We start from the raw sequence: 12043 nt of genomic DNA, 5'->3' as shown, positions 1-12043 counted from the left end.
GCTTTATTGATTTTATTGTTAATTTATAGACTCATCTAAGCGGAGAAGAGCCCTTTTCCTAATGCATACAGCGCATCCAGTACTCGTCTTGCCAACTTGATTCTGTCCAGAAACGTGTTTGAATGGGGCCGATCAATCTGTGGATGCCCAAGACAACCAGTATGATACTTTATTACTCAGTTGTAGCGTGACTCAGACTTTGTAGTAGGAATTAGTATGAATCTTTATTTCTGGGTGAGTATCATTTAGAACGGTACAAACAGGGTTACTTGACTGCTTAGTATGAAACTTTATTCCTCTCCTACAGGTGTCAAATCGCACTTACCAAGTAACCAAAGACCGACGTACCATGAGATTCGTTCCTTAGCGGCACGAATGATTGAAGAGAAAGGCTTAAGTGCCACAAAGAGGATGGCTCATAGCAATTCAAAAACAACGGAGATTTATACGAAACCTGATCAAGCCGTATGGAATGAGTGTGAGCCAGTTTCTGTATACCCGAACGACAACTAAAGAGATATAGCCAGCTTTTTCAGTAGTTTCAATTTGAGGCATAAAATGCAAATGCCCCAAGCTAAAATCAATATAGAGAAATTCAACCGACTCGGCGGAAAATGAAACCCCGCAGCTGTCAGCTGCGGGGTTTCAAAAGACTGGTTATTTTCGTCCTCTAGATGCGCGTTTCTGTGCCATTGCACCATCTTTTGCCAATATTCCGCGACCGTACCTCATCACCATAGCCGGTGTGGACCAACGTCCAGCTTGCTGTACTTGCAAGATGGTGTATCCATCGGTCAATAAATCCTGACACGCGCCAACTCTTGCACTGTGGCCAGTAAAAGTGGCAATACCAACCTTGCCCAAATTAAGCGCTTCCCATGCTTTATTGAAGATCTGCTCGATAGTCCATGACGTCATTTTCTTATGTTTTTTGCCGCTTTCAGGGTGGGCTGGGTCGATTAACTTTGGTCTATATGGCGTGTTGTGTCGGCTCACACCGACGAACAAGAAAGCTTGTTCATCTGTGTCATCAAGCCCTGCTAATTCTACGTATTCATGAATAATATCAACAGCTTCTGGACTAAACACCACTGTATCTGGTTCGCCACTATGATTAGATTTCGTGATAGGGATAGTCAGCAAAGCCGTTCCGTCACCTGGGTACTCTAAGTGACCAAAACGGATGTTTGCGATTTCCGACGCACGAAGTAGGGTTTCATAAGCAACAGTCAGCAAAGCCAGATCACGACGATACCGTAGGCTAGGGGAATGACGCCACAATTCGGTTATCTTATCTAAGTGTTTCTCTCGAAACGCTGAAGCCTGTACAATTCGTTCACCCGCCTCAACTTTTCTTCGAAAGATACCGGCCATCTTGTCACGCACGATTTCATCAAGAAATGGATCCGGACAACCCGAGATACGATGAATTTTTGAAATGGCCCACGCATAAGATCGATTTGAGTTACGGTGTAAGTCGTCGACCTTATCTTCAAAGAATAATTCGATGGTTTCTGCGGCTGCTGGCAATGGGTGATGTTCATGCTCGTGACACCATTTCTCAAATCGTGACCAGTTGCTATAGAGTTGAGAAAGTGAGTTCTTAGCATAACGCTCTTCACGTTTATTGAACTCTCGCAAAAGATGGTTAATAGCATCTTGAATTTTTTGGTACTGTTCGTTCGATGTACCGTGCTTTCGTGCGAGCATGATCGCCTGGTGAACATGTTCTGGCCTTAAACGGGAAAAGTCCGTATGAAGTGAGATTTCAGTGCCGACCATATCATTTCCAACTTATGCTTTCGTAGTTAGTTACAGTCTAACCAATTCCATGCATTTTTTCTAGATCACATATAATTGTAATTATCTGAGATCTAGAAAATTGAGATATTTGAGCTTTCAATCTTATGAACAATCACCGCTGCATAGTTATTAGTTAAAAGCATTACAGTGTCACTTAATCAGACAGAGTAGGGCAGTTGTAATGTCGTAGTTGGTGCGCAACCAGATAAAATAAGATTCCTATCAGGTGCGATGTCTCACATAGCACAATCGAACACCGAACAGGTGTTCGTTCGTTGTGGACGTTCGGTGTATGTTCGATTAAAATGTATGAAATCCAAATCTGAACTTGAGTACCATCCAATGAGCGACATCAGCACACAGAAAGACCTTACCGCAGAACAGTTACAACGACGCCAACGTGTTTTCGAGATTTGTGATTCGCTCTTCGTTAAAGGCGAAAAAACCAGTGTGCGAAATGTGCTATCGATGATGCCAGATGTAAAATCTACCAGCACAATCAATGTGGATGTCCGTGAATGGAATACTCAAGCTAAGAACAAACGAATGGACTTATTCCGCGAGCGTGGTTTTAGTGATGAGTTCGTTGAATTGTTCTCTACTGAAATTACTCGGTTAAGTGCGGCCAAAGACGCAGAGCACAATGCCGAAGTACTCATGTATAAAGATGAAGCAGATCTGGCCAACGAACTCCTTTTGAAAACTGAGGGTGACCTTGAGTTAGCTGGTGTTCAGTTGCAAGAAGCGAACACTACCATTTCATTGAAAGACAAAGAAATAACTAAACTAAAAACCGATCTTGAGCAAAGCCAGAAGAACTGTGAAGGTGTTGAAACACGCCTAAGTGATGAGATTGGTGTGTTACAGGACAATGCGAATAATCTAAAGGTCGAATTGGACAAGCATCAAAGTTTACTAGCCAAAGCCGAGGTGAAGCTAGAAAACCAAGTCACTGTGATTGAGAAGCTAGAAAATCAGCTTACAGATTGCCGCAAGCAAATTTCCGAACTAAGTGACACTGTGACGAAAAAGTCGGGTGAGATCATCAGATTTGAAACACAGGCTCAAGGTGACGCTCAACTCCTGCAGGAATTACGCGAGAGTCGAAACAAATTCAGTACCGACCTATCAGAACTTGAAACCGAATACATCACATCGAAATCTGAGAATGCTCGCCTAAACAGTGAGTTGGAACAAGCCATGATTAGGTTCGGTAATGCATCCGAACGACTTACCTCTCTCTCAGACCAGTTGACTGAGCTACGAATGTCTAACAGTCAGAACCTAAGCACCATTGAAAGACAAGGTGCCTTCAACACTCGCCTAGAACAAGATATTAAGCGTCTTACTGAGCAAAACGAAACACAGGAAAAGGAACTATCGACTAAACAGGCGATCATCAAAGAACTTGAGTCCAAAAACACTCAGTTAGACAATAAGTAAGCCCAAGTTATTAGACACTCAGTTTTCCATTAAATGGTGTACAACCTTATGTGTACTCATCTAACTGGAGATAATTATGAGAGCGACAACAAGCTTGTGTGATGTGTTCCAGGACACGAAATTTTCAGCGGTCAAAGATAAACTCAAGGATCTTGCGGAAATCAATAAACTGTTTCATGAAGAGTTTCCACACTACGGCAATCAGCTGCGTGTGGCGAACATCAGTGGAGGTTGCATTGCCATTGAAACGCCAAATAGCATGCTACTCACGAGATTGAAATTTGACAGAATACAAATTCTAAAATGGGCTGAGTCCGTTGATTTGTCTGCCAATGATCTGAAACTAACCGTCAATCCGGCTTTGTATAAGCAGTTAGGATCAGATGTTTATGGTCAAGGATCGCCTAAGCATCAAAAATAGAGCGTTTAATTGACAACACAATAGCTCGCCCAACCTAAGATGGGTTTGTGGCAATATAATTCGCCATGACAACGTATTGACGAATCCATATGAAAATATGGCAGAGTGAAAGTCGCTTAACCGCGACTTTTTCATTTCTACAGTAAGTTGCTCTACTCTATTGAGTCGTTTATAAGACTCTATACATCCGATGCTTGAACCCTGCAGACTTTAAACCATTCACTCAAATCAACTTTGTGTATTTATCCACCAGCCACTAACAAATTTTGTGGATATCTCACTACCCTATTGAGCTCAGAGGTTTAAAACCGATATTTATACAATCAATGCATGAAATTGAGCCCTCTATTTGCACACTTGTCATTAAGATTGCTGTTCAATTGAACGGACTGTAATGGATTTAGCAAAGAGATGTGACTATGACGGACGCAATACAAAATGAATATCAGAAAGAGAGAAACGTGCTCGCCATATCTCTGTTTGTACCTTTGGTGGCCGCAGCTTGCCTTGCAGGAATATTGATTGGTAAGGGTAAAGTTGAGCTATCAATCTTTCACGAAGTCAGTGTGATTTTGGCTTGCAGCGGATTTATCATTGGTATCATTTTTGGCAATCGACTTGTGTTGACACAAATGGAAAAAGTCATCGCGATCCGAGAACGCAGTCAACGCGCCGTTAGGATACGAGAAGCACTGTTAAACGGCGAGATCAAACCCTATTTCCAAAGTAGGGTATCTGAAAAAAGCGGTAAAATTAATGGCTGTGAAGCTTTAGCCAGGTGGGAATCTCAACATGGCGTGATACCACCTGCAGAGTTCATCCCTTTCTCGATAGAAGAGGGTTTAATTTCAAGCATAGACACCGAAATTGCAGTCCAAGCCATACACCAATTGGAAGTGTGGGTGCATGAGCATACTATTGAAGACAACTTTACGCTTTCGTTTAATGTTGCCGCCGACACCCTACAGTGTCCAGATTCAATAGAGAAGATAGCAAATGCTTTAAGCAGTGTAGTGAGTCATAAAGTTACGGTTGAAATAGAGATTACTGAACAAAGCAAGGTAGACACTAACCAATTGATGCTCAGACACATTGAGGTTCTGAAACAATCAGGAGCAGCTTTGGCGCTTGACGATTTCACAGCAGGTCACAATAGCATGACTATGTTGACGTCCATAAAATTTGATACCATCAAATTCGATAGAAGCCTCATCACTTTTAAGTCCCATGATGTCCGTTCACAAGAGGTAAGCATCAAAGTGTTGGAAAGTTTTGTGGGCTTATCTAAACAGTTGGGGTTGAACACCACTCTAGAAGGGATAGAAACTGAGGAAGCACGTCACTTGTACTCCTCGTCAGGTATAGAGAGTTTTCAGGGCTTTTTGTTTTCAAAGCCCTTGTCTTCCAATAACTTCAAGCAACATTATATTAATTTCAACCATTGACACACGATGCCTAATGGAAGTTCCAAAGGTGGATTGTTCAATGTCAGTGGTCGTTTTGTATTGGCTTATGGTGACGCAAGATTAACGCTATCCGCTAATGAAGTAGAGCAAATGACTACCTTGATTACCAACGCGTCTTGGTACAGCTAACGTAGAGGGAAAATGATGATAAAGCGTATTGAATTTAATGTTCTAGGATGTGGTATGAACACGAGAACGACAGCTAACGAACTTCTTATTGATGTCGCACATGAGCGATTAAATAACTGGTTAGTTGAACACGCAGTTTCAATTGTCAATATTGAATCTATTTATGAGACTAAAATTAACACTGGCGACAGTAGATTTACTTGCCTACGACTTTGGTACACTGACTAAACTGCAACCACCACTAAGGCAAGAAAAGCAAAATGTAACTGATGACCGAGCTGGTGGGTGCTTTTACAAACGTTTAGTTAACCGGCTCACTATCATGAAGATCTGCCTTCACCGCCCCATCGACCAAGAGTACAGACACCGAATAAATAGACTGTTCAATGTTGCCATCTTCATTCATCCGTTCATAACCACCGATAGTCTTGTCCCCGTGCTGTTCTACCAATTGGCTCAGGGATTGTTGGTTCAAACTGCCCTCGCCTTCTTGCACTGATTCAGACGCGACAACTGACACAGAGACAGTGAAAGACATTGAGGCTACCAAAAAAAAAGCAAATTTCGAATTCATACATTTAATCTCTAATGGTCAAACATACTTGCTATATACAACAATTTACGAACAGTTTAGTTCTTGCTATAGCAATTAGACACATGGCCAGTATGAAATATCTGAATTAAAGCGTTATCGCTCTTGGCTGTCCATATTGTATACCCAAATGAACTGGGCCTAGCTTCTAAAGACCAATCGCTTTGGATCTCATATACGAACCTTGGTGTTTTTATGAAGGTGAGTAGCGAATGGCGATAGTAAGTTTCAACCGTGTCCTCTTTGATTTCTACAAATTCAGTCCAAGACAGGCAGACGGCAAGTAGGCAAAGAGATATCACTTCTTGCACCGGTGGGTGGTAACTATGGGATGAGCTGACCAGTGAGGTGTAAAACATAAACCCAATAAGGACAATGACCCAGCCTCTTACGAAATTTAAAACAGGCACCGTCGCTTGATATTTTGCATTAAAAATAGTCATTGAATTAACTCCGCAATACGTTGATAAGAACCTGGAACCTTACGACTAAACCAATCGTAACGATGTACTTTTTGATCTCGGCTAAATACGTAATCTTGGCTTTTGGTTTTGGTCCACACTGCAACCACCGATTTCGATTTGAATTCATCACTCAGAAACTCAATCGCTCTCGGGGTCATAAAATTTGGATTGATAAAATATGCAGATAGGCCCTTAGACCAACACATATCTATAAACAGTGGATCATCTGAGACAAACACTCGCTTGGTTTTGTTAGTGCCTTTTGTGTAAGACCGGATGAATGGTGATCTCGCGGAGCTGTATCCATTGAGTTTAATGAACACTAAGCGACCTTTGTTAACGAACAATAAGATGGGTTCGCCTTGAAACTCAGTGATGGCATCAATAACGGCATTGGGAACCCAACCGTTAACAGCGTTCACATATTCGATAAATTGTTCAGCGTCTGGAATACAGGATAGATGGTCAGGCACATTGCGTTCATCCACTGAAAGCCCCCACTCTTCCACTTCTTTTGGCAAGACTCTCATTCTCGCGATGTCCATAACGATATCCGTGAATTTGATATCTTCAGGTGTGAGTTCACGGTAAATGTCAGCAGGTATATTCAAACCGGCTAGGCGACATAATTCTATAATGGCGCGATGTGGTGTTACTGAGTGGTCGTTTGAATAGGCGTCGATAATCGAAGTAGGTCCACAAGACTCACAGTTGAAACTGCCAGTGCCTAAAAAGTGGGTCCCCTTGTTTCCACAGGAAGGGCATAACAACTCGACCATTTCACCAGCACCTAATCTGGGGACCAGGTGACCAAACGCTTGATCGATTGTTTCTTTGGTCATCTTTGGAAATAGATGCTCTTTCAAATATCCATTGACTAGATCGGAATCCATACGCATCTCCGTTTCATTCATTTACACCGAAGGTATAAAGGAAGAATGGAGCAATACCGCGTTAAATTGGTTAATTAATGAAAGAGATTTGAGTGTTTAGGAGGTGTGTAAGATTAGTATAGCTGTAGTGAAGGGATGATATGTCGTAGTGGGCGGTAAAGAATCGATTCCTTACCTTTCAAAAGTTAACTTTGACATTCGATTTCAATGTCTCTGCATGTTCAAGTCTAACACCACTTGTCAAATGGGTGTGAACGATACCTTTGGGTTGATCGTGTTCTGGACATGCAGCAAGATATTAGTCATCACCTTCAAATGCTTTATCGCGCTCCATTTCATTTGAAAGCCAATGAACATATGGAAGACCTCCAAACAGTTTGTCTTCTTCTCTTTCAGGGGATGAATGACGATGAGATACGCCTCGTCTCCTTACTCCAGAATTTTTGCGTCGGTTGTTCTGCATTCTATTGCAAAAATCATCGTGACTTTGTTGCTCAGTTCTACGTGACATAATGTAATCTCCTGTTGTTGCATATTTTAGTTATACAACAAAAAAGCTAGGAATGAATATGTTGCGTACCAAAAGTGGGGGGAATGTATTTAGAAGTGTTGTATTGCTCGGTCTGGACAGACGCCGGTATCCGCATTACAACCGATGATCACATTCTCACGGTATCGCGTTGAATCGTTGCCAAAGGCTGGCAACATTGCGCCCTGTGACAACCTACGAGGCTTTTTCTGGTGGGTAACATCAAGTAAGCCTTTGCTATCCATATACGCTTGCCATTGCTTAGGCGACATCTGAGCGTATTGTTCCGGTTCTATGCCAATAGTGAGACGACTGGCCGCTGACCTACTACCCGACATCGCAAAGTGTTCTATTTCTTTATCCGCCAATTCAACTGAATATTGGTATTCGAATTTATCCCAAATACAGTAAGAGTAACTATCCACTTTTGTTTCTTTTGGTACAGGTTCACCCTTGAAGCTACCAACTCGTACAAATCTACTTTGTGAATAAAGCGGAAGCGTAAGTTTCGTGTCACTTTCATATAAAGCCTGTAGAACCGGTGAATGAGATTCAAAGGAGTTCGGTTCAATACAAAGCTGTCGCACTTTTAGCTGGTGGCCATCATCAAAGTGATTTCCTAGACTGATGCGAGAAGAAACATTTCCTTGATGCACCACTCGATGGTACATGTCCATTGCATAACCGTTACTATCTATAATTGCCGCTAAACGAGAATCAAAGTCATGATTGCCATATGAGCTACCTCGTGAACGTAATGTAACCTTCACTCTGTTACTAGAAATGCGCTCGATACCTTCAACTTGAGTAAAGATAATGAAATCCGAATAATGCCGTGCAATTTCAGTCACAATTCGCATTGACTTAATATCACGTTCCACCAACTGGCTCTCATGAAGCTGCACCTTTAGCGAATTAACCAAATCAGACTGTTCACCGTGTTTACTCAAACTCTCGATCTGAGAAGACAACATCGTAATTCGCTTTCGAAGAGGATGACCAGGCTCCCTATGATATTGCTCCAGACTTCTTCTTAAAACTTCATCATTCTTTATCATTTCAAGCTGAGACTGGAACTCTCCTCTGTCTATATGCACATTGACTGTCAGTGATACACATTTAAAATCAGCGCCAGTGCAGTTATTCACTGATTGACTAACAACATCCACATCGGCTACTAGAGGTAGTAGAACCTTCAATGTCTCTAGATAAGCGCCGTTATAACTTTGACTCGTCTTTACATAACCACGTAAATCCGCTTTAGAGACAGCTAAAAACGCGGCTTCATCTTTCAATTGCTGAAAGAGAGCCTGCGTTACTTGCTCGCTCGGAACTACGCGCTCTACAGTTGCGTCGAATGGCTTTGCAGTCACTAGGCTAGACATTAGAAACAACAAAATAAACATACGTCCCATACATCACTCCTCCACTGTTAACGAACTCAAAGCAGTACCATACCCTGCAGTCTGTAAGCCCACGTATGGAACAACAAGAGGATACGTTGGTTGATAGCGCTCAATTCTAAATGGGTATCTCATTCCGGCTGCGACTTTAGAGAAGGCAACATGGGGTTCGCCATTAAGCATCAACATGAATTGTTTAGGGGTTATAACCTGTGAAGAACACACCGCATCAATGCATCCTTGTCGGATCGTATTAATCTCATCTGTATAACGTGACTCTATCCATGCTTTATCAAAGTTAGAATCAACGAGAAGCCAATCATCAATATTCGTTTCATCCGCATTGAAATCCGTGGCTACCTCCCGGATACGAACAGTACTAAACACCGTCACATGGGACCCCAAAAAAGCTGCCTGCTTTGTATCTTTAGGAAACACCAATTCTCCATTAAGCAGTTCACAATAGGTTGGAATCCCTGAACGCTTGAATACTGAATCAGATTCGGAACCTTTTTCGTAATAGTACCCACGACCTATATGGACTATCTTTCCTGACACGTTGATTGCTACTTCTGGCTCTCGGTGAAACAATTGAGCTGTTGTCAGCGATTGATGTGATAAGTAATCATCTGCCGATGCGAATAACATGCAATGATACTTAGCCCTAAATTCGACCTGCTCTATGGACAGCTCTGGGACACTCATCTTCATAGTCACATACCGAGTATCAGAGATTAAAGATGGAATGGCTTTTACCAGATCATTCATCTGCTCGGAACCAGGTAGGGCAAACGAATAGGCAATGTACTGAGACGTTGATGGCTCTCCTATGGAATCAAACACAGGCACCTTATTCAGCTTAACTTTTTGTGGAACGAACCCCGTATCCTTAAATATCGTAGATACCTTGATACGTTTAACAAGCTCCTTTTGCTCCTTTGCTCTTAGCCTTAACCACTGAGAATAGATTCCGTCTTCTGCGCGGAACTCAATTGGTAACCGAGAGTGGCGTGACTCTATCAATGTAAATTGGTTTAGCTGCGCACTGAGTACATCTTTGGGCTTTGACTCAAGTTGCGACATGCCACTAGCACTGTTATGAAGGCTTTGACTGATAGCCTTAGCAATTTGTTTATCGACTATCAATTTAATAGTTGTTTCTAAGCAAATGCCAACATCGCATTCAACTTTATCCTGAGCTAAGACAATAAGTTTCTGAATGGATGGCTGGTAAGAATACACAAGTCCAAATTTGTCTCCCTTGGAAATGGTTTGCTCAACTCGTTCCAACGCATCAACTTTAGCGGCTTCCACACCTAAAGCTTCTAAGCCAACCGTAGTTTGCGCATCCATGATTAATAAACTTCTCCCTGAAACCTCATATGCTTCAGAAACGAACGACATGATCATCAATGCGATTGTGGAATATATCTTCATTCGGAAACCTAAAAAAAACCCTATTGGAGTTTATATACACCAATAGGGTTTAGTTATTAGAAATATCGATTAAACGTCATCAATATGGGCATTATGTATATTTTGTTTCTTGGTCATAGTTGACGTCACCATCGATTTCTCCTACTGAACCTCCCAAGCCAACTACAGTATCAAGCTTGTCGCCATTGATAATTTCATCGGCATCCATTTCAAGATTTGTCTTGTCGCCAGTAGTTAAAGCTGTCGCAATATCCAACTTATTAGAATGGTCTCCTAAGTTTGCGTCAGACGTACTTGGGTCCATATCTCCATCGCTTGGAGCATCAAATCCTGTTGATGCTAGTTGATCACCATTTTCTCGCATCATAGAGTCATGCTCTGCACCATCGCTCGGTGCTACCGATGTGTCAAACTGGTTAGGAGTATCCATCGCTACTTGCGTACCCGATAGCTCAGTGCTTTGCTGCTCTTCGGCTCCGGATACTGGCGCTTCAAAGCTCGTTGACGCTAAGTGTTGTTCACCCTCGCGCATGGTTGAGTTCATTTCTCCGCCATCACTTGGTGCCACCGATGTATCAAACTGGTTAGGAGTATCCATCGCCACTTGCGCTTCAAACTGTTCAGCGCTTGGCTGCTCGACCGCTCCTGATACTGGCGCCTCAATGTTCGTTGACGCTAATTGTGCGTCGCTTTCTTTAGCGATGAACTCATTGTCTGCACCTGTACGCGCCGATTCCATGTCACTATCTGAGCTCGCAGTAAGGTCACTATTAGATTGACTAGAACCAGTAGAAGCCAACATTTCATTACGAGCGCTCGGCAATTCCTTTGTCCCGTTAGCTATCTGAATAGCTTCATCAGAGTTAAGCTCTCCACTTTGAACTGCATTGAACACTTCAATGCCTTCATCAGCAGTAAGTTGGCCACTAGCAATAGCTTCCATCACAATCTCTTTATCTCCATCAGCCATACCACTGAACTGTGAAGACTCCAATAATGCTAGGTCCATTGAACCGCTTCCGGTAACAGAAGGCGAACTTGGATCACTTTCGTTGAGTGATGCTAGTTTGGTTTGATTCCCCATTTTGTAATCATTTTGAGAGTCCTCAATAGTTCCCGCGCCTTGATTGCCGTTATTGGAGTCAGTGGGTGCATTCGCCAATTGGGTCTGATTTGTTCCTGTCTCCTTCTCTGAAGTATTAGGGCGTTGTGTATTTGCAACAGCATCAGTTGCCTTTTGAGTAGGAGCACTCGCCAGTTGTGTTCCTGACTCTACATTGCCCGACTGTGCTACTGAACTTTCAGTACGTGAGTTCGTAGGTACTGTCTCATCCACTTTCTGCGGTGATGCGCTTGCCACTTGCGTTGCTGGCGCTACTGTACCCGTTTGAGCCACCGACTGTGGTGCTGAACTTTCAGGGCGTGAGTTCGTAGGTACTGTCTCATCCACTTTCTGCGGTGAT

11 protein-coding genes are annotated in these 12043 nt (G+C 42.6%); 4 read left to right on the top strand and 7 right to left on the bottom strand.

Features of this window, described 5'->3' with window-relative positions; genetic code table 11:
* Window positions 1-657: 657 nt before the first annotated feature.
* On the bottom strand, window positions 658-1782 hold the full coding sequence (locus AB6D80_RS20290) for a tyrosine-type recombinase/integrase (RefSeq protein ID WP_102367749.1): 1125 nt from the start codon (window positions 1780-1782) through the stop codon (window positions 658-660).
* Between the two features lie 252 nt (window positions 1783-2034).
* On the opposite strand from AB6D80_RS20290, the gene AB6D80_RS20285 reads away from it, so the two are divergent.
* From AB6D80_RS20285 to AB6D80_RS20270, 4 genes are all read left to right on the top strand, one after another.
* Window positions 2035-3246 carry a hypothetical protein gene (locus AB6D80_RS20285; protein WP_372189419.1) on the top strand — a complete coding sequence of 404 codons (1212 nt, stop codon included), beginning with the start codon at window positions 2035-2037 and terminating at the stop codon, window positions 3244-3246.
* Between the two features lie 76 nt (window positions 3247-3322).
* Complete coding sequence (locus AB6D80_RS20280) at window positions 3323-3667, top strand: hypothetical protein (RefSeq protein WP_086715474.1); 345 nt, start codon at window positions 3323-3325, stop codon at window positions 3665-3667.
* 419 nt (window positions 3668-4086) lie between these two features.
* The gene (locus tag AB6D80_RS20275; protein WP_372189417.1) at window positions 4087-5112 is read left to right on the top strand and encodes an EAL domain-containing protein; all 1026 of its coding nucleotides are present in this window, start codon (window positions 4087-4089) and stop codon (window positions 5110-5112) included.
* Between the two features lie 6 nt (window positions 5113-5118).
* Complete coding sequence (locus tag AB6D80_RS20270; RefSeq protein WP_157939168.1) at window positions 5119-5262, top strand: hypothetical protein; 144 nt, start codon at window positions 5119-5121, stop codon at window positions 5260-5262.
* 301 nt (window positions 5263-5563) lie between these two features.
* On the opposite strand, the gene AB6D80_RS20265 is transcribed toward AB6D80_RS20270, so the two are convergent.
* The 6 genes from AB6D80_RS20265 to AB6D80_RS20240 all read right to left on the bottom strand — a co-directional run.
* Window positions 5564-5800 carry a hypothetical protein gene (locus tag AB6D80_RS20265; protein ID WP_102423505.1) on the bottom strand — a complete coding sequence of 79 codons (237 nt, stop codon included), beginning with the start codon at window positions 5798-5800 and terminating at the stop codon, window positions 5564-5566.
* Window positions 5801-6293: 493 nt separating this feature from the next.
* Window positions 6294-7211 carry a hypothetical protein gene (locus tag AB6D80_RS20260; protein WP_086715471.1) on the bottom strand — a complete coding sequence of 306 codons (918 nt, stop codon included), beginning with the start codon at window positions 7209-7211 and terminating at the stop codon, window positions 6294-6296.
* Window positions 7212-7509: 298 nt separating this feature from the next.
* Window positions 7510-7722 carry a hypothetical protein gene (locus tag AB6D80_RS20255; protein WP_133152253.1) on the bottom strand — a complete coding sequence of 71 codons (213 nt, stop codon included), beginning with the start codon at window positions 7720-7722 and terminating at the stop codon, window positions 7510-7512.
* An 89-nt stretch (window positions 7723-7811) separates the two neighbouring features.
* Window positions 7812-9155 carry a hypothetical protein gene (locus tag AB6D80_RS20250; protein WP_086715469.1) on the bottom strand — a complete coding sequence of 448 codons (1344 nt, stop codon included), beginning with the start codon at window positions 9153-9155 and terminating at the stop codon, window positions 7812-7814.
* Between the two features lie 3 nt (window positions 9156-9158).
* A complete protein-coding gene (locus AB6D80_RS20245) occupies window positions 9159-10580 on the bottom strand; it encodes a hypothetical protein (RefSeq protein ID WP_102561091.1) in 1422 nt (473 codons plus the stop codon).
* A 91-nt stretch (window positions 10581-10671) separates the two neighbouring features.
* On the bottom strand, window positions 10672-12043 hold a 1372-nt coding region (locus AB6D80_RS20240), incomplete at its 5' end, for a hypothetical protein (RefSeq protein ID WP_372189413.1).

It is taken from the genome of Vibrio sp. 10N.247.310.17 (assembly GCF_041466605.1).
GTDB lineage: Bacteria > Pseudomonadota > Gammaproteobacteria > Enterobacterales > Vibrionaceae > Vibrio > Vibrio tasmaniensis_A.
Note: the sequence above shows the minus strand (reverse complement) of the source record. Positions and strands in the feature narration are given on the sequence as shown.